Source organism: Streptomyces sp. SCL15-4 (assembly GCF_033366695.1).
GTDB lineage: Bacteria > Actinomycetota > Actinomycetes > Streptomycetales > Streptomycetaceae > Streptomyces.
The window spans coordinates 270,119-290,945 of the sequence record NZ_JAOBTQ010000001.1; the positions used below are offsets into that span (position 1 = coordinate 270,119).

3 protein-coding genes are annotated in these 20,827 nt (G+C 73.0%); all 3 read right to left on the reverse strand.

Features of this window, described 5'->3' with window-relative positions; genetic code table 11:
* Window positions 1-39: 39 nt before the first annotated feature.
* From SCK26_RS01230 to SCK26_RS01240, 3 genes are read right to left on the reverse strand one after another with little or no spacing between them, the layout of a single operon-like run.
* Window positions 40-1,203 (reverse strand): macrolide family glycosyltransferase, encoded by a 1,164-nt coding sequence (locus tag SCK26_RS01230; RefSeq protein WP_318199332.1) that lies wholly within the window; start codon window positions 1,201-1,203, stop codon window positions 40-42.
* The gene (locus SCK26_RS01235) at window positions 1,203-3,455 is read right to left on the reverse strand and encodes a cytochrome P450 (protein WP_318199333.1); all 2,253 of its coding nucleotides are present in this window, start codon (window positions 3,453-3,455) and stop codon (window positions 1,203-1,205) included. The genes SCK26_RS01230 and SCK26_RS01235 overlap by 1 nt, the downstream gene beginning before the upstream one ends.
* The gene (locus SCK26_RS01240) at window positions 3,452-20,827 is read right to left on the reverse strand and encodes an SDR family NAD(P)-dependent oxidoreductase (RefSeq protein ID WP_318199334.1); all 17,376 of its coding nucleotides are present in this window, start codon (window positions 20,825-20,827) and stop codon (window positions 3,452-3,454) included. The genes SCK26_RS01235 and SCK26_RS01240 overlap by 4 nt, the downstream gene beginning before the upstream one ends.

The window sequence follows — 20,827 nt, forward strand, 5'->3', positions numbered from 1 at the left end:
GCGGGGTACGGGTGCGGACTGCCCGGTGGAGTCCGGCCGCTATCGCGTCAGCAGCTCCTCCAGGACGTCCGCCGCTTTCGGCGCGCCGCCCGCCCCGCGCACGATCCGGCTCAGGGCCGCCGCCCGGGGGCGGCAGGACCGGACGTCCTGGACGGCGTCGCGCAGGCCCCGCACGGTCGGCTCGGCGAGCGTCCTGCCGACCCGCAGTTCCTCCGCCCGCCGGGCGATCGCCCGCTGTTCCGGGATCTGCGGCACCGCCACGAAGGGCACTCCGTGGTAGAGAGACTCCATCGCCGAGTTCATCCCGGCGTGGCTCAGGAACACCTCGGTGTGCCGCAGCACCGCCACCTGCGGCACGTGCGCGTGCACCTCGACGTTCGCCGGGATCGGGCCCAGCGTCTCCTGGTCCAGCCCGCCCACCGCCATGACGACCTGCCAGTCGCTGTCCCCGAACGCCTCGATGCAGGTCCGGTAGAACTCCGGCCGGTCGTTGAAGACGGTTCCCAGTGATATCAGCAGCACCGGGGCCCGCGACCGGGGGCTCCACTCCTCGGCGGTCTGCCGGCCGCTCAGCGACGGCCCGACGAAGTGGAAGCGCTCGTCGAAGGTCTGTCCCGACATCTGGAACTCGCGGGGGATGAACACCAGGCTCGTCGGGGCCACGTAGCCGAACATCAGGTTCGGGTCGTCGAGGAAGGTGTGGCCCTGCGCGAACTTCCCCATGTCCTGGATCGCGGCCACCAGCCGTGGGTTGGTGTGGTCGAAGTCGGCTGGTAAGTACACCTGCGCCGCCGAGAAGGACTCGTTCTCCGCGAAGGTCGGCACCAGGGAGATCTCCCGCGCCCCGAGCAGGTTCGCCAGCATCCTCCCGGTGAAGGTCACCGAGTCGTAGCACACCGCGTCCGGCGGGTCGGCCGAGAAGTGCTCGGCCAGGACCGGGAAGGAGGCACGCGCGTCGTCGAGGTAGTACTCCATCGTCACGGCGAGCTGTTCCGCCGTGAACTCGCCCCGCGCCGCCAGGTCGGGCGGCAGCTGCGAGGGCAGGGTCACCGGCGACGCCCCGGCGGCGACGGGGCCGTCCATGGTGGCCGGTCCCGTGGCGTAGCTGACCCGGTGACCGCGCCGGGCCAGCTCTTCGACCAGCGGCAGGGTCGGGTTCACATGCCCGGACGCGGGCGCGCTCACGAACGCGAAATGGGCCATCAGCCCTCCTCCAGGATGACCGGCAGAGTCTTGTGTCCGTTGGTGAAGAAGGAACCCAGCGGCTCGAGTTCGGACGACGGGACGGCCAGCCGCAACCGCGGGAACCGGGAGAACAGCGCGGACAGCGCCGTCGTCGCCTCCAGCTTCGCCAGGGGGCTGCCGAGGCAGTAGTGCACGCCGTGCCCGAAGGTGAGGTGGTCGGCGCGCGACGGCCGGGTGACGGAGAAGTCCTCCGCGTCGGCCCCGTGTTGCGCCGGGTCGCGGCCGGCCGCGCCGTAGGACAGCAGGATCGCCTCGCCCTTGCGGATCCGCACGCCGTCCACGGAGATGTCCTCCACGGCGTACCGCAGCGGCAGGTTCGGCACCGGCGCCTGCCAGCGCAGGGTCTCGTCCACCACGTCCTCCCAGGTGCTGCTCCCGGACCGGACCAGGGCGAGCTGGGACGGGTGCGTGGCCAGCGCGTGGACGGCGTGGTCGAGCAGGTTGACCGTCGTCTCGAAGCCGGCGGAGATGGTCAGCAGCAGGGTGTCCAGCAGTTCCCGCTCGGACAGTCGTGTGCCGTCCGCCTCCCGCGCGGCGATCAGGTCGCTGGTCATGTCGTCGCCGGGGTCGCGCCGTTTGGCGGCCACGAGGTCCTTGAGCAGCATGTACAGCTCGCCGGAGGCGGCCTGCACGCCCGCCGGGTCCGCGTCGAGGCTGAACACCGCGTCCACCAGCCGCCGCAGGTCCGCGCCGGTCTGCGCGGTCACTCCAAACAAGCCGGTGATGACCTGGATCGGCAGCGGGAACGCGAACCGTGCGCGCAGGTCGACCGCCTGCCCCGGCGGCACCGCGGCCAGGTCGGCGATCAGGCCGGCCGTGATCTCCTCGACGCGCGGCCGCGTCGCCTCGATACGGCGCGGGGTGAACGCCTTGGCCACCAGGCTGCGCAGCCTGGTGTGGTCGGACCCGTAGGCGGTGAACATGTTCTGCATCGCGACCCACATGATCAGCGGCCAGTCCGGCGGGATGTCGCCGTCGCGCCACATGGGCCAGTGCTTGTTCGCGTCCTTGGAGACCTTCGGGTCGAGCAGCAGCTTCTTCGCCAGGTCGTGCCCGGTGACGGCCCAGGCCGACACGCCGCCGGGCAGTTCGACGCGCGTGGCCGGGCCGCGCTCGCGCAAGGCGGCGGCCTCGCCGAAGATGTCGCCGCCGGAGGGGTCGATGACATACGCGTCGGCGGGCGGGGCCGGCGCGCGCACCGGCTCGGTGAAGGTGGTGGTCGTACGGGGCTTGGGCGGCTCGGTGACCTCCAGCAGGGACGCGGTGAACCGCGAGCCCATGCCGAGGCCGATCGACATGATGGTGTCACCGGGCTTGAGGGTCTCGTCGTGCAGCAGGTGGTCCATGCCGAGCAGCTGGTCGCACGGCCCGACGTGGCCGAGTTCGCGCAGCATCGGCCAGGTGGTGCGGCCCAGGTCGATGCCGAGCGGCTCCAGCACGACGACCTCCAGTTGGGCCAGGCCCAGACCGGTGACGACGAACCTGGTGATGTCGGCGACGCTGACGCCGGCCTCCTTGGCGGCCTGCTCGACCGCGGTGACCAGTGCCCCGCTCATCAGCGTCAGATACGGGGCCAGGCCGGTGACCTCGATCGGCGTACGGTTGCGGTGGCCCTCGGGGTCCGGGATCGTCGGGGTGGCGAGGACCTCCATCTGGGTCGCGGAGCTGTTGGCGGTCGCGACCAGCCGCGCCCGGCCGCCCTCGCGGTTGAGCACGGCCGCGACCGCGCCGTCGGCCAGGAAGATCCCGATGGTGGGCTGCCAGCGCTCCCACCGCGGCGGCAGGAACCGGGCGGTGGCCGTGACCAGGGTCGCGGTCGCGGACGGGTCGGCCACCAGGTGCGCGGCGGCGGACTGCAGCGCGGCCGAGCCGCCGTTGCTGGTGGCCTCGACCTCGTAGACGAGGGCGTGGCCGAGGCCGAGGACGCGCTGCAGGTGGCAGGAGGACGCCATGTGGTCCTGGTGGTCCATCTGGGCGTAGGCGGCCATGGAGATGTCGGCGCCGCTGAGGCCGGACTCGCGCAGGGCTCCGATCGCCGCGTGCACGGCCATCGCGTGCTCGGTGACGTCGTCGGAGCGGGTGAACGACACGAAGTCCGACAGCGCGAGCAGCCGCCGCATGGTCTCGGTGTCCGGCACGGCCCGCGTCGCGGGCGTCCGGGGCGGCAGATACCGTCCCGTTCCGCCGATGTAGACGTTGTCCCAGATCATGCATCGTCCTTTCCCCTGAGTGCGGACAGCCCGGCCCCGTATCCGCTGAAGTCGAGGAGCCACGTGCTGATGGCCAGCGCCGTGGCCGCGGAGTGCTCCTCCAGTACGGTGAAGTGGTCGCCCGAGACGGTGAGCACTTCCTGGGCGGTGGTGGACAGCCGGGGCCACGAGCGCTTCCCGGTGCCCACCAGCAGCACCGGCGCGGTGACGGGTTCCGGGGCGCCGGCCAGATCGAGGTAGCGGCCCATGGCCACCAGCCGGTCGTCGTCGACCGGCTGGACCTGGTGGCCGGCGTCGAGCATGCCGGTGAGCACACCGGGCAGGTCGTCGGGGTAGCCGTCGATCAGCACCACGGCGCTGGGCCGGGCTCCCCGCCGTTCCAGTTCGCCGGCGGTCGCCAGCGCCAGCCACGCGCCCACCGAACGGCCGACCAGCACCGGCGCGGCGACGGCCGACGCGGCCTCGGCGAGTGCCTGGATCACGACGTCGGCGTTCGCGGGCAGCGGGTCGCCGGCGAAGCCCGGCAGGGTGACCGCGGTGACGTCGCGGGCGGCCTCCAGCGCCGCGGCGAACCGCCCGTACTCCTCGATGCCACTGGACGCCAGCGCGGACGGCAGGCAGACCAGCGACGGCTGGAGGAAGCCGGTCGCGAGGGCGACCGCCTCGGCCTTGGGCGCGTCGGTGGCCGGGCTCAGCCGGGACGCCGTGGCCAGCAGGTCGAGCCCGTCCTGCGCGCGGCCGACGTCGACGGCCTTGCGCAGCAGGCGCTCCATCGGCCCGGTGACCCGGTTCTCCGGCGAGCACAGCTGTCCGTAGAGGTGGTTGACGAGCTGTTCGGGTGTCGGGAAGTCGAAGACGAGGGTCGCCGGGAGCTGGAGTCCGGTGGCCGCGTTGAGCCGGTTGCGCAGCTCGATGGCGGTCAGCGAGTCGACGCCGTGGTCGCGGAACAGCTGCCGCGGGTCGTCGATCCCGCCGGGGGCCATCCCGAGGATGCTCGCGCTGTGCGTGACGACCAGGTCGAGCAGCAGGGCGCGCTGCTCGGGCTCGGGCAGGGCTTCGAGCCTGGCCCGCAGGTCGCCGGGGCCGGCCGCCGGGGCCGGCGCGCGGCGCGGCCGGGCGAGTCCGCGCAGCAGCGCGGGCGGGGTGTCGATCGCCGCGAGGTCGAGGCGGACCGGCACCAGCGCCGGGCGTTCGCCGGCCAGGGCGGTGTCGAACAGGTCGAGGGCGTGCTCGGTGGCCAGCGGCCGCATCCCGGTCCGCGCCAGCCGGCGGTGGTCGGCCTCGGTCAGGTTCCCGGTGATGCCGCTGGACTCGGCCCACTGGCCCCAGGCCAGGGAGGTGGCCGGCAGACCGCGCGCGTGCCGGTGTTCGGCGAGCGCGTCGAGGAACGCGTTCGCGGCGGCGTAGTTGGCCTGCCCGGGGGCGCCGAACACCCCGGACGCCGAGGAGAACAGCACGAACGCTTTTAGGTCCAGGTGCTCGGTGGCCTCGTGCAGGTGCCACGCGGCATCGGCCTTCGAGCGCAACACCATGTCGATCTGCTCCGGTGTCATCGCTCCCACCACGGCGTCGTCGACGACTCCGGCGGCGTGCACGACGGCCCGCAGGTCGGGGATCGAGGCGACGAGATCCCTCAGTGCCCCGCGGTCACCGGCGTCGCAGGCGACCACGGTGAGGTCGGCGCCCAGCTCCTGCCGGAGCCCGGGCGGCTCGACGCCGCGGCGGCCGGCGAGCACCACGTGCCGGACGCCGTGCCGCGCGACCAGGTGCCGGGCGACCAGGACGCCGAGGGTGCCGGTACCGCCGGTGATCAGCACGGTGCCGTCCAGGGGCGCGCCGTGCAGGGGCCCGGCCGGGCCGGTCGGGGCGGCCCTCACCAGCCTTGGCACGAGGGCGGTTCCGTCGCGCAATTGGATTTCGGGCTCGCCGTCGCTGACGGCGGCGCGCACCGCGGCGGGGACCGCCTGTCGCGAGGCGGCCGTGCCGTCGTGCCGGACGGTCAGGATGCGCCCGGGGTTCTCGCTGTGCGCGCTGCGCAGGAAGCCGCGGGCGGCGGCGGAGGCAAGGTCGTCGCCGGTGAGGACCACGAGCCGGGCCGGCGTGTCGGTGGCCAGGAACTCCCGGACCGTGCCGAGCAGTTCCCGGGTCACCGCGTGTGCGGCCGCGACCGGTTCGCCCTCGCCGGCGACCTCGTGGAGGACCGTCTCGGTGTCCGGGCCGTCCGGTGCCGCCATCGGGGTCCAGTCGACGGCGAACAGCGTGCCCGGCCGGCGCCCGGCCCCGGGGCCCGCGGCTTCGACGGGCCGCAGGACGATCTCGTCGATGCTCACGACCGGCGTGCCGGCGGTGTCGGTGATCCGCACCGCGCAGGTGTCCGGCCCGGTCGGGTGCAGCACCACGCGGGCCGTCGCGGCCGACCCGGTGACCGACACACCGGAGAACGAGAAGGGCAGCCGCGCCGGGCTGCCGGCGGCGCCGCCGTCCTCGGACGCGAGGCCGGCGAGCAGGGTCAGCGGCTGTATGGCGGCGTCCAGGAGCGCGGGGTGGACGCGGTAGCCGGTGAGCTGGGCGGGGTCCGCCGGGAAGCTCACCTCGGCGTGCAGGTCCTCGCCGTGCCGCCGGATGCCGGTGAGCCCCTGGAAGGTCGGCCCGTAGTCGTAGCCGGCTTCGGCGAGCCGGTCGTAGAGCGAGTCGATGTCGATCGGCGCGGCCTCGCTGTCGTCCGTCCCGGGCACGGCCGCCCGGTCGGCCCGTGTCGCCCGGTCCGCCGGCGGACCGAGCACGCCGGTCGCGTGGCGGGTCCACTCGTCGGGCTCGGCGGAGGTGCGGGAGTGGACGGTGACGGGCCGGCGTCCGGTGTCGTCGGGCGCGCCGACGGTGACCTGCACGTGCACACCGTCGTGCTCGGACAGCACGAGCGGCGCCTCCAGGACCAGCTCGGACAGTACGGGGCTGGCCGTGTGCTCGCCGGCGTGGACGGCCAGGTCCACGAACGCCATCGCGGGCAGCAGTGTCGAACCGAGTACGGTGTGCTCGGCCAGCCACGGGTGGACGGACGCGGAGAGCTTTCCGGTCAGGACCACGCCCTGCCCGTCGGGGAGCCTCACCAGGGACCGCAGCAGCGGGTGGTCGGGCGTGTCGAGGCCCTCCGCCGGGGTGGTGGGCTGGAGCCAGTAGCGCTGGTGCTGGAACGGATACGAAGGCACCCGCGCGTCCGTCCTGGTCTCCGTGACGGCCGGTGGCGTCCAGGACGCGGCGCCGTCCGCCCACAACCGGCCCAGCCCCGCGAACAACCGCTCCGCGCAATCCCCACCACGCCGCATCAACCCATTACCCACCAGCAACGGATGCGGACCCACCTCCACAAACCCCGTAACACCCTCACCCACCAGCCACTCCACCGCATCGGCGAACCGCACCGGCTCCCGCACCTGCCGCACCCAATAATCAGACTCCCCCATCCCCACCGGACGACCCGCCACCGTCGAAACCACCGGAATCACCGGCTCACCGAACGACAACCCCGCCGCCACCCGCCCCAACTCCTCCAACACCGGATCCATCCGCGCCGAATGAAACGCATGACTCACCGCCAACCGCCCCACCCGACGCCCACGACCACGCCACACCTCACCCACCACAGCCACCGCCGCCTCATCCCCCGACACCACCACCGCATCCACCCCGTTGACCGCCGCCACCTCCGCCCCCGGCACCAACGACCCCACCACCTCCTCCACCGACGCCCCCACCGACACCATCGCCCCACCACCAGCCAACCCCTGCATCAACCGACCCCGCGCCCCCACCAGCACACACGCATCCTCCAACCCCAAAACCCCCGCCACATGAGCCGCCGCCACCTCACCCACCGAATGCCCCACCACAAAATCCGGCCGCACACCCAACCACTCCACCAACCGGAACAACGCCACCTCCAACGCGAACACCCCACGCTGCGTGAACGACGTCTCCCCCAACACCCCCTCCCCGTCCTCGAACAACACCCCCACCGGCAACCCCAACAACCCACACACCTCATCCAACACCCGCGCAAACACCGGAAACACCCCGTACAAACCCCGCCCCATCCCCACCCACTGACCACCCTGACCAGAGAACACAAACGCCGACCTGCCCGAGTCGCGGGCCTCGCCGGTCACCAGCCCGGGATGCGCCTCCCCGCGCACCAGGGCCGCCAGTGCCTCCGGTCCGGTCACCACGGCCCGGTGGGCGAACCGGGTCCGCGCGGCGAGCGCGGCGCCGATTCCGTCCGCGTCGGGGGTCTTGGCCGCGTACGCCTGCAGCCTGCGGGCCTGGGCCCGGAGTGCCTGCTCGGACTTGGCCGACAGCAGCCACGGCACCGGCACTGCGGCCGGGGCGGGCGTGGGGGTGGCTGGGGACTCGGGCGACGGCTCCTCGGCCGGTGCCTCCAGGATCACGTGCGCGTTCGTACCGCTGATGCCGAACGCCGAGATGCCCGCGCGGCGGGGACGCCCCGTCTCCGGCCACGGCCGGCCCTCGGTGAGCAGTGAGACCTGGCCCGCCGACCAGTCGACGTGCGAGGTCGGCGCGTCGACATGCAGCGTCGGCGGCAACTGCCCATGCCGCATCGCCATCACCATCTTGATCACACCCGCCACGCCGGCGGCGGCTTGCGTGTGCCCGATGTTCGACTTCACCGACCCCAGCCACAACGGCTCCACCCGATCCCGGCCGTACGTCGCCAACAGCGCCTGCGCCTCGATGGGGTCACCGAGCGTCGTGCCCGTGCCGTGCGCCTCCACCGCGTCCACCTCGGACGGCTCCAGGCCGGCGTTCGCCAGCGCCTGACGGATCACGCGTTCCTGGGAGGGCCCGTTGGGCGCGGTCAACCCGTTGGACGCCCCGTCCTGGTTCACCGCCGAACCCCGCACCACCGCCAGCACCCGATGACCATTGCGCCGCGCGTCCGACAACCGCTCCAAGAGCACGACACCCGCGCCCTCGCCCCACGCCGTACCATCAGCCGCCTCGGCGAACGCCTTCACCCGGCCGTCGGCCGCCAGCCCCCGCTGCCGCGAGAAGTCGATGAAGGCGGCGGGTGTCGCCATGACCGTCACACCACCGGCCAACGCCAGCGAGCACTCCCCCGAGCGCAGTGCCTGCGCCGCCAGATGGATCGCCACCAGTGACGACGAGCACGCCGTGTCCACCGACACCGCCGGCCCCTCCAGCCCCAGCAGATACGACACGCGCCCGGAGGTCACACTCGTCGCCGTGCCGGTGGCCACATAGCCGTCCGCGTCGCGTGAGATCTGGTCCACTCCGCCCGCGTAGCCGGATGCCCAGATGCCGGTGAAGACGCCCGTCTGGCTGCCCCGCAACGACGTCGGATCGATCCCCGCGTCCTCGAACGTCTCCCACACCGTCTCCAACAGCACCCGCTGCTGCGGATCCATCGCCAACGCCTCACGCGGCGAGATCCCGAAGAACGCCGCGTCGAAGTCGCCGGCGGTGTCCAGGAAGCCGCCCCATCGCGTGTACGACGTCCCCGGACCGCCGGCCGGATCGTAAAGACGACCCACATCCCACCCACGATCCGACGGGAACTCCCCCACCGCATCGACCGCGCCCGCCACCACACCCCACAACTCCTGCGCCGACCCCACCCCGCCCGGATACCGGGCCCCGAGCCCCACCACCACCACCGGATCACCTGACACCGGAACCCCGACCGGCACGGGCGCGACCGTCCGGCGCTCCTTGCCGAGGACCACCTCGCGCAGGTATTCGGCCAGCCGGGCCGGGGTCGGGTGGTCGAAGACCATCGTCGCCGACAGCCGGGTCCCGATCGCCGTGGACAGCCGGTTGCGCAGTTCCACGCCGGTCAACGAGTCGAAGCCCAGGTCCTTGAAGGCCAGGTCGCCGCCGATCTCGTCGCTGCGGCCCAGCACGGCCGAGGCGTGGGTGCGGACCAGGTCGAGCAGAATCTCGCGTTGCCGGGCCTCGGGGAGTGATCCCAGCTCGCCCGCCAGTCCGGTGGTCCGCACCGGTCTGCGGGCCCGTGCCAGCGCGCGCAGCACCGGCCGGTCGCCCAGTGCGGACACCTTGAGCGCGGCCGCGACCACCGCGGGTTCCGCGGTGTCCAGGCCCCCGTCGAACAGCCCGAGCGCGTGGTCGGTCGCCATCGGCAGCAGCCCCGCGCTGGCGAGGCGTTCACCGTCGGCCTCGGACATCCGCCCGGTCAGCCCGCTGGCCTCGGCCCACTGGCCCCAGGCCAGCGACACGCCCGGCAGGCCCTGGGCACGCCGGTACGCGGCCAGGCCGTCGAGGTAGGCGTTCGCCGCGGCGTAGTTGGCCTGCCCGGGGCTGCCGAGCGTCCCGGCCGCCGAGGAGAAGAGGACGAACGCCGTCAGGTCCCGTCCCCGGGTGAGTTCGTGCAGGTTCCACGCCGCCCGTGCCTTGGGGTCGGCGACCTGCCGGAGGCGTTCGGGGGTCAGGGCGGTGACCACGGCGTCGTCGAGCACACCGGCGGTGTGCACGACCGCGGTGAGCGGATGCTCGGCCGGGATCGAGTCCAGTACGGCCGCCAGCGCGTCCCGGTCGGCCACGTCGCAGGCGGCCACGGTCACCTCCGCGCCCAGCCCGGCCAGCTCCTCGCGCAACGCCGACCCGCCACCACCGCGGCTGACCAGCAACAGATGCCGCACACCCCGCTCGGCCACCAGATGCCGGGCCACATGACCCCCCAGCGTCCCCGTGCCACCGGTGATCAGCACCGTGCCGGCCGCATCGAGATCCGCAGGAACAGTCAGGACGATCTTCCCGATGTGAGCGGCCCGGCTCATGAACCGGAAGGCGTCCCGCGCGCGGCGGACGTCCCAGGTGGTGAGCGGTGGCAGGCGCAGCTCGCCTGCGCCGAGCAGCCGGACGGCCCCGGCCAGGATCTCCCCCAGCCGCTCCGGTCCCGCGTCGGCCAGGTCGAAGGCCAGCACGCCGGGCCGGATGTCGGCCTTGCCCATCTCCACGAACCGCCCGCCGGGCGCGAGCAGCCGCAGGGAGGCGTCCAGGAACTCACCGGACAGCGAGTTCAGCACCACGTCGAAGGGGCCGAACCGGTCGGCGAACTCCAGGGTCCGGGAGGAGGCGATGTGGTCCTCGTCCAGACCCATGGCGCGCAGCGCGTCCCACTTGCCCGGGCCGGCGGTCGCGTGGACGTCCGCGCCCCAAAGCCGCGCGAGCCGGACCGCCGCCATGCCGACGCCGCCGGCCCCGGCATGGATCAGCACCCGGTCACCGGCCTTCAGCCCGCCCAGGTCGCGCAGGCCGTACCACGCGGTCGTGAACGCGATCGGCACAGTGGCGGCCTGGGTGAACGTCCACTCGTCGGGGATGCGCACCAGCACCCTGTGGTCGGCGACGGCCACCCGGCCGAACGCGCCGGACAGCAGCCCGGCGACCCGGTCACCCGGACGCAGCCCGGTGACCTCGGCGCCGACCTCGGTGACGACGCCCGCGCCCTCGCTGCCGAGCAGTGCCGGGTCCGGGTAGACGCCGAGGGCGATCAGCACGTCCCGGAAGTTCAGGCCGGCCGCCCGCACGGCGACGCGCACCTCTTGGGGTCCGAGCGGTGCCTGCTCGTACGGCAGGAAGGCGAGGTCGTCCAGGCTGCCCGTGCCCGCCTGCGTCAGCCGTCCGTCGAACGCCTCCGGTGCGCAGCGCACGAGCCGGGGCACGTAGACGTCTCCCCGGCGCACCGCCAGTTGGTCCTCGTCGCCGGCCGACAGGCCGTCGGGCAGCTCGTCGGCGTCCACGAGCACGAACCGTCCGGGGTGCTCGGACTGCGCGGACCGGACCAGGCCCCATACGGCCGAGGCCTCCGGGTCGCTCACCGCGTCACCGGGAACGACGGCGACCGCGCCCCGCGTGCGCACCACGAGCCGTTCGCCGGGCCTGGCCAGGAAGTCCTGGACGGCCGCCAGCGCCTCGGCGACCGAGCCGGGCGAGACGACGGCGTCGCCGAGCGCGCCTTCGCCGGGGGTCAGCGGAATCCAGTCGAGGGCGTACAGCGGGCCGCGTTCAGCCATCGGACGGGTGGTCAGCGCCTCGATGGTCGCCACGGGCTCGCCGGACCGGTCCGCGAGGTGGACGGCGTACGTGCCGGGGCGTACGGCCGTCAGCCGCACGCGCGCGGAGGTCACGCCGGTGCGGTGGACCGCGATCCCGCCCAGCGAGAACGGCAGCCGCACGTCACCTTCCGTGCCGGCCAGCAGCGCCAGCGGTTGCAAGGCGGCGTCCAGCAGGGCCGGATGGACGGAGAACCGGGCCGCGTCCGGCACGGTGACCTCGGCGAACACCTCACCGCCGCGGCGCCACACCGCCTGCACGGCCTGGAAGGCCGGCCCGTACTCGTACCCCGCCGCGGCGAGCGTGTCGTAGAGCCCGGTGACCGGTTCCGCGCCGGCCGGCGGCCATTGCGTCAGCTCCTGTCCGACCACGGGTTTCCCGCTCACCGTGCCGGTGGCGTGCCGCACCCAGCCGTCCGTACGGGACCGGACGTCGACCGCGCGGCGGCCGGTCTCGTCCGGCTCGCCCACGACGACCTGCACGTCCACCGCGCCGTCCGCGGGCAACACCAGCGGCGCCTCCAGGACCAGTTCCTCTACTGCCGCCCCGGCCGCGTGCACCACCAGTTCCACGAACGCCGTCGCGGGCAGCAGCACCGTGCCCAGTACGGAGTGGTCCGCGAGCCAGGGGTGGGTGGCCAGGGAGAGCCGACCCGTCAGGACCCGCTGCTCGCCCACCTCGACAGCGGCGCCGAGCAGCGGATGGTCCACCGAGTCGAGCCCGGCCGCGGACACGTCTCCGGCGCCTCCGGCCAGCCAGAACCGCGTGCGCTGGAAGGGGTAGGTGGGCAGCGCCGCCGGGTCCCCTTCAGGGAACGGCCACCGCACCGGCACACCCGCGACGAACAGCCGCGCCGTGGCGGCTAGGAACTCGGCCGGGCCGCCGTGGTCGCGGCGCAGTGTCCCGGTCACCACACCCGCCTCGTGCTCCTCCAGCGCGGGCGTGAGCACCGGGTGCGGGCTGATTTCGACGAAGACGGGGTCGCCACCCGAGGCGAGCAGCGCACGGGTGGTCTGGTCGAACAGCACGGGTTCGCGGAGGTTGCGGTACCAGTAATCGGCGTCGAGAGTGGAGGTGTCGACGGGTTCCGCGGTGACCGTGGAGTAGAAGGGGATGTCCGCGGTCCTCGGCTCGATGCCGGCGAGGTCGGTCAGCAACTGCTCGCGGATCGCCTCGACCTGGGCGGAGTGGGCGGCGTAGTTCACCGGCAGACGGCGGGCACGGATGCCGTCCGTCTCACAGACCGCCAGCAGTCCGTCCAGCGCGTCCAGGTCCCCCGACACGACGACCGAACCAGGCGCGTTGACCACCGCCACCGTCAGCCGGCCACCCCAGCGGGCCACGAACTCGGCAGCCCGCTCATCGCCGAGGCCGACCGACACCATCCCGCCCTGATCCGCCAGAGCGACCAGCGCCTTGCTGCGCAGCGCGACCACCCTGGCCGCGTCCTCCAACGACAACGCGCCCGCCACATACGCCGCCGCGATCTCGCCCTGCGAATGCCCGACAACCGCATCAGGCTCCACACCATGAGCACGCCACAACTCCGCCAGCGCCACCATCACCGCGAACAACGCGGGCTGCACCACATCCACCCGCTCCAGCGAACCACCGCCGGTCAGCACCTCCACCAACGACCAATCGGTGTACGACCCCAACGCCACATCACAGGCGTCGATCACCCCCCGGAACACCGGCTCCGAGCCGTACAACTCCCCACCCATACCCACCCACTGCGCACCCTGCCCCGGAAACACGAACACCGACCCACCCAACGGGCGCGCGGTCCCCGTGACCAGACCCGGCGCCGACCGGCCCTCCGCCAGCGCCTCCAACGCCTCCACACCGCCCAGCACCGCACGGTGATCGAAACGCGACCGCCCCGCCAACGCCCGGCCCACCGCAACCGCGCCCACCCCCGGATGCCCGCCCAGAAACGCCCGCAGCCGACGCGCCTGCTCCCGCAACGCCACATCCGACTTCCCCGACAACACCCACGGCACCACCCCACCCGCGGACCCACCCGCGGGCCCCGCCGAAACCCCGACCGGCTCCTCGGCAACCGCCTCGATCACCACATGCGCGTTCGTACCGCTGATACCGAACGCCGAGATGCCCGCGCGACGCAGGTGACCGTTGTCGGGCCAGGGCCTGGCCTCGGTGAGCAGCCGGATGTTTCCGGACTCCCAGTCGACGTGCGAGGTCGGCGTATCGACATGCAGCGTCGGCGGCAACTGCCCGTGCCGCATCGCCATCACCATCTTGATCACACCCGCCACACCGGCGGCGGCCTGCGTGTGCCCGATGTTCGACTTCACCGACCCCAGCCACAACGGCTCGTCCCGCCCCTGACCATAGGTCGCCAGGAGTGCCTGAGCCTCGATGGGGTCGCCGAGGGTGGTCCCCGTACCGTGGGCCTCCACCGCGTCGACGTCCGCCGTCGACAGTCCCGCATTCGCCAGCGCCTGCCGGATCACCCGCTCCTGCGACGGACCGTTCGGCGCCCCGAGGCCGTTGGAGGTGCCGTCCTGGTTCACCGCCGAACCCCGCACCACCGCCAGCACCCGGTGACCGTTGCGACGCGCGTCCGACAACCGCTCCAGCAGCACCAACCCCGCGCCCTCACCCCACGCCGTACCATCGGCCGCCTCGGCGAACGCCTTCACCCGGCCGTCGGGAGCCAGGCCGCGCTGGCGCGAGAACTCCGTGAACCCCAGCGGCGTCGCCATCACGGTCACCCCGCCGGCCAGGGCCAGCGAACACTCCCCCGAGCGCAGTGCCTGCGCGGCCAGGTGGATCGCGACCAGCGAGGACGAGCAGGCGGTGTCCAGCGAGACCGCCGCGCCCTCCAGCCCCAGCAGGTAGGCGATCCGGCCGGAGGTCACGCTGGTCGCGGCGCCCGTACCGAGATAGCCCTCGGCGTCGGCGGGTGCCTGGTCGCCGTAGCCGGAGGACCAGATGCCGGTGAACACGCCCGTCTGGCTGCCCCGCAACGACGTCGGATCGATCCCCGCATCCTCCAACGTCTCCCACGCCGTCTCCAGCAGCACCCGCTGCTGCGGATCCATCGCCAACGCCTCACGCGGCGAAATCCCGAAGAAATCCGCATCGAACCCCGCCGCATCCGCCAGAAACCCACCCCACCGCGTATACGACGTCCCCGGATGATCCGCATCCGGATGGAACAACCCCTCGACGTCCCACCCACGATCCGACGGAAACACCCCGATCGCATCCACACCCCCCGACACCACACCCCACAACTCCTCCGGCGACCCCACCCCACCCGGCAACCGGCACCCCATACCCACGATCACCACCGGATCGGCACCACCACCCGCCCCGCCCACCGGCACCACCGACACCACCGGCACCGCACCCCCGCCGAGGATCTCGCTCAGCAGGTGCTCGGCGAGTTGCCGCGGGGTGGGGTGGTCGAAGGTGACGGTGGCGGGCAGGCGCAGGCCGGTGGCGGTGTTGAGCCGGTTGCGCAGTTCGACGGAGGTCAGGGAATCGAAGCCGAGGTCCTTGAACGGCTGCCGGTCCCGTACGGCCCCCGGTTCGCGGTGACCGAGCACGGCGGCGGTGTTGGCGGTGACCAGGTCGAGTGCGGCTCGCAGTTGTTCGGCCTCCGGCAGCGACCGCAGGCGGTCGGCGATCGCGCCGTGCCGCGCCGGGCGCCGGGCCGCCTTGCGGGAGACGAGATCCTTGAGGGCCGCCGGGACCGCCGGGGCGCCCGCCAGCACGGACAGGTCGAGGCGTACCGGCGCCAGCGCGGCCCGGCCCGTGGCCAGGGCCGCGTCGAACAGCGACAGGGCGTGGTCGGTGGCCAGCGGCACGACCCCGGCTCGCGTCAGCCGGTCCTGGTCGGCACCGGTGAGGTGCCCGGTCATGCCGCTCTGTTCGGCCCAGTAGCCCCAGGCCAGCGAGGTCGCCGGGAGTCCGAGGGCGCGCCGGTGCACGGCGAGGGCGTCGAGGAAGGTGTTGGCCGCGGCGTAGTTGGCCTGCCCGGGGCTGCCGAGCGTCCCGGCCGCCGAGGAGAAGAGGACGAACGCCGTCAGGTCCCGTCCCCGGGTGAGTTCGTGCAGGTTCCACGCCGCCCGTGCCTTGGGGTCGGCGACCTGCCGGAGGCGTTCGGGGGTCAGGGCGGTGACCACGGCGTCGTCGAGCACACCGGCCGCGTGGACGACCGCGGTCAGCGGATGCTCGGCCGGGATCGAGTCCAGTACGGCCGCCAGCGCGTCCCGGTCGGCCACGTCGCAGGCGGCCACGGTCACCTCCGCGCCCAGCCCGGCCAGCTCCTCGCGCAACGCCGACCCGCCACCACCGCGGCTGACCAGCAACAGATGCCGCACACCCCGCTCGGCCACCAGATGCCGGGCCACATGACCCCCCAGCGTCCCCGTACCACCGGTGATCAGCACCGTGCCGGCCGCATCGAGATCCGCAGGAACAGTCAGGACGATCTTCCCGATATGAGCGGCCCGGCTCATGAACCGGAACACGTCGACCGCGTCCCGGACCTCGCGTACGTCGATCGGCAGCGGTGTGAACTCGCCGTCGGCGAAGGCCCGTACGACGGCGTCCAGGATCTCGCCGAGCCGTTGCGGACCCGCGTCGGCGATGTCGAACGCCCGGTAGACGATGTCGGGATGGTCGGCGGCGTCGCGGATGTCGGTCTTGCCCATCTCCACGAACCGGCCGCCGGGCGCGAGCAGCCGCAGGGAGGCGTCGACGAACTCGCCGGACAGCGAGTCCAGGACCACGTCCATGGGCGGGAACTTCTGCGCGAACTCCAGGGTGCGCGAGGAGGCGATGTGGTCCTCGTCCAGTCCCAGGCCGCGCAGGATGTGCCATTTGGCCGGGCCGGCGGTGGCGAACACCTCCGCCCCGAGCCGCCGGGCCAGTTGGATCGCCGCCATGCCGACGCCGCCGGTGCCGGCGTGGATCAGCACCCGGTCACCGGCCTTCAGCCCGCCCAGGTCGCGCAGGCCGTACCAGGCGGTCAGGAACACCACGGGCACGGACGCGGCCCTGGCGAACGACCAGTCGTCGGGCATCCGGACCAGCAGCCGCTGGTCGGCGACGGTGACCGGGCCGAAGGCGCCGGGGACCAGGCCCATGACGCGGTCGCCGGGCCGGAACCGGGTGTCCGGGCCGGTTTCGGAGACGACGCCCGCGCCTTCGCCGCCCATCAGGGCCTCGCCGGGGTAGACGCCGAGGGCGATCAGCACGTCCCGGAAGTTGAGCCCGGCCGCCCGCATGGCGATCCGGACCTGCCCGGGCCCCAGCGGCTCCATGAGCTCCGGGCGCGGCACCAGCGCCAGGTCGTCGATGCTGCCGGTGCCGGTGTCCTCCAGTCGCCAGGTCCCGTCCGGCGGGGTGAGGCTCGTGCCGACGCGGACCAGGCGGGGGACGCGCAGCGTCCCTTGGCGCACCGCCAGTTCCGGCTCGTCCGTGCCGGCGATCAGCGCGGGGTCCCAGGTCGGGTCGGCGTCGACCAGGACGAACCGGTCGGGATGCTCGGCCCGCGCGCCGCGGACCAGGCCCCAGACCATCGAGTGGTGGAGGCCGACCACGTCACCGGGTGCGGCGGCGACGGCGTTGCGGGTGACGACCGCCAGCCGCGTCCGCTCGCCCGCCAAGTGGTCCCGGATCACGGCGAGTACGCTCCGCGCGTTCTCGTACGCCGCCTCGACGGTGTCCGCCTCGGGCTCCGGCCCGGGCACCTCGTAGACGACCAGGTCCGCGGGGTCGCCGCCCGTCGATGCCGATTCGAGGGGGACCCAGTCGAGTGCGTAGAGGCTGTCCGGGACGGCGGTGGCGTCCCGGACGGTCAGCGACGTGATGACCGCGACCGGAGTGCCGTCCGGATCGGCCACGGCCACGGTGTACGTGTCCGGCCCGGTGGCGGACAGGCGTACGCGCAGCGTCCGGCCGCCCGCGGGCCGTATCGCCACTCCGGTGAACGCGAACGGCAGGCCGGTGCGGTCGGTGAGGAACGCCATGGGGTGCAGTGCGGCGTCGAGCAGCGCGGGATGCAGGGCAAACGTTTCCTCGGCGGGAAGCTCCACCTCGGCGTAGACGGTGTCGCCGACACGCCGGGCCGCCGTGACGCCCTGGAACGCCGGCCCGTACTCGTAGCCGAGCACGGCCAGCGAGTCGTAGAGCCCGTCGACGTCGAGGGGCTCACCGGCCGGCGGCCAGTCCCAGGCGCTCAGCACCGGCTCCTCGCCCAGGGTCCCGGTGGCGTGCCGCACCCACTCGTCGCCGTCACGCGAGTACACCGTGAGCGAGTGGCGGCCGTCGTCCTCTGGGCCCACGACGACCTGGAGGTGCACCGGGGTGTCGTCGAGGACGAGCGGCGTTTGAAGCACCAGTTCCTCGACCGCGTGACCGAGCCGGCCGGCCGCGTAGGCCGCCATTTCCGCGAACGCGGTGCCGGGCAGGAGGACGGAGCCCCGCACGGCGTGGTCGGCCAGCCACGGGTGGGTGGCGAGCGAGATCCGTCCGCTGAGCACCGCGCCGTCGGGCAGTTCCACGAACGTGCTGAGCAGGGGGTGGTCGCCCGACGCCGCCGGGACGGGCCGCAGCCAGTACGGCTGACGCTGGAAGGCGTACGTCGGCAGGCTGACGGGCTCGGTGTCGTCCGGGAACCGCCAGTCGACCGGGACACCATGGACGTGCAGGCGGCCGAGCGAGGTGAGGAAGGCGTCCTGGTCGCGCCGGAGCGTGCCGGTGACGAGGAGGTCGCAGCCGTGGTGGTGACCGGTCTCCTCGACGGCGGAGACCAGGACCGGGTGCGGGCTGGCCTCCACGAAGACGGTGTGGCCGTGGCCGAGCAGCGCACGGGTGGTCTGGTCGAACAGCACGGGTTCGCGGAGGTTGCGGTACCAGTAATCGGCGTCGAGAGTGGAGGTGTCGACGGGTTCCGCGGTGACCGTGGAGTAGAAGGGGACGTCCGCGGTCCTCGGCTCGATGCCGGCGAGGTCGGTCAGCAACTGATCACGGATCGCCTCGACCTGGGCGGAGTGGGCGGCGTAGTTCACCGGCAGCCGGCGGGCACGGATGCCGTCCGTCTCACAGACCGCCAGCAGTCCGTCCAGCGCGTCCAGGTCGCCCGACACGACGACCGAACCAGGCGCGTTGACCACCGCCACCGTCAGCCGGCCACCCCAGCGGGCCACGAACTCGGCAGCCCGCTCATGCCCGAGCCCTATGGAAACCATGCCGCCCTGGTCGGCCAGCACCGCCAGCGCCCTGCTCCTTAACGCGACCACCTTGGCGGCGTCGTCCAACGACAACACACCCGCCACATACGCCGCCGCGATCTCCCCCTGCGAATGCCCGACAACCGCATCAGGCTCCACACCATGAGCACGCCACAGTTCGGCAAGCGCGATCATCACCGCGAACAACGCGGGCTGCACCACATCCACCCGCTCCAGCGCACCACCGCCGGTCAGCACCTCCACCAACGACCAGTCGGTGTACGACCCCAACGCCGCATCACACGCGTCGATCGCCTCCCGGAACACCGGCTCCGAGCCGTACAACTCCCCACCCATACCCACCCACTGCGCACCCTGCCCCGGAAACACGAACACCGACCCACCCACCGGACGGACGGTCCCCGTGACCAGACCCGGCGCCGACCGGCCCTCCGCCAGCGCCTCCAACGCCTCCACACCGCCCAGCACCGCACGGTGATCGAAACGCGACCGCCCCGCCAACGCCCGGCCCACCGCAACCGCGCCCACCCCCGGATGCCCGCCCAGAAACGCCCGCAGCCGACGCGCCTGCTCCCGCAACGCCACATCCGACTTCCCCGACAACACCCACGGCACCACCCCACCCACAAACCCACCCGCGGGCCCCGCCGAAACCCCGACCGGCTCCTCGGCAGCCGCCTCGATCACCACATGCGCGTTCGTACCGCTGATACCGAACGCCGACACGCCGGCACGGCGGGGACGCCCCGTCTCCGGCCACGGCCGGGCCTCGGTGAGCAGTGAGACATGGCCCGCCGACCAGTCGACGTGGGAGGTCGGCGCGTTGACGTGGAGGGTCCGCGGCAGTTCACCGTGCCGCATCGCCATGACCATCTTGATCACACCCGCCACGCCGGCGGCGGCTTGCGTGTGCCCGATGTTCGACTTCACCGACCCCAGCCACAACGGCTCGTCTCGCCCCTGACCATAGGTCGCCAGGAGTGCCTGAGCCTCGATGGGGTCGCCGAGGGTGGTCCCCGTACCGTGGGCCTCCACCGCGTCGACGTCCGCCGTCGACAGTCCCGCATTCGCCAGCGCCTGCCGGATGACGCGTTCTTGGGACGGACCGTTCGGCGCCGCGAGCCCGTTCGACGCGCCGTCCTGGTTCACCGCCGAACCGCGGACGACCGCCAGCACCCGGTGGCCGTTGCGGCGGGCGTCGGACAGGCGTTCCAGCAGCACCAACCCCGCGCCCTCACCCCACGCCGTACCATCGGCCGCCTCGGCGAACGCCTTCACCCTGCCGTCGGCCGCCAGCCCCCGCTGCCGCGAGAACTCGACGAACCCCGCCGGCGTCGCCATCACCGTCACACCGCCCGCCAAAGCCAGCGAGCACTCCCCCGCCCGCAACGCCTGCGCCGCCAGATGGATCGCCACCAGTGACGACGAGCACGCCGTGTCCACCGACACCGCCGGACCCTCCAGCCCGAGCAGATACGACACCCGCCCGGACGTGGCGCTGGTGGCTGTTCCGGTGGCGAGGAAGCCTTCGAGGTCCGGCGGCGGCTGGTTGCCGTAGCCGGAGGACCACAGGCCGGTGAACACGGCCGTGCGGCTGCCGCCGAGTGTGGTCGGGTCGATGCCGGCGTACTCGAAGGTCTCCCAGGCGGTTTCCAGCAGCACCCGCTGCTGCGGGTCCATCGCCAGTGCCTCGCGCGGCGAGATGCCGAAGAACCCGGCGTCGAAGCCGGCGCCGTCGGCGAGGAAGCCTCCCGATCGGCTGTAGGTCGTGCCCGGCCGGTCCGGGTCCGGGTCGTAGACGACGTCCCATCCACGGTCCGGCGGGAATTCGGTGATCGCGTCGGCGCCGTCCGAGACGAGCCGCCACAGGCCGTCCGGGGACTCCACTCCGCCCGGATAGCGGCAGCCCATGCCGATGACGGCGATCGGCTCGCGCGCGGCCTCCTCCATGTCGGCGAGGCGCTTGCTGAGCACTCCCAGGTCGGCCGTGGCGCGCTTGAGGTAGGTGCGGAGCTTCTCTTCGTCGGACAT

What these genes read in the sequence shown, in the direction of transcription:
- SCK26_RS01230 (WP_318199332.1), bottom strand. Translation starts at nt 1,203, where the DNA reads ATGGCCCATTTCGCGTTCGTGAGCGCGCCCGCGTCCGGGCATGTGAAC.
- SCK26_RS01235 (WP_318199333.1), bottom strand. Translation starts at nt 3,455, where the DNA reads ATGATCTGGGACAACGTCTACATCGGCGGAACGGGACGGTATCTGCCG.
- SCK26_RS01240 (WP_318199334.1), bottom strand. Translation starts at nt 20,827, where the DNA reads ATGTCCGACGAAGAGAAGCTCCGCACCTACCTCAAGCGCGCCACGGCC.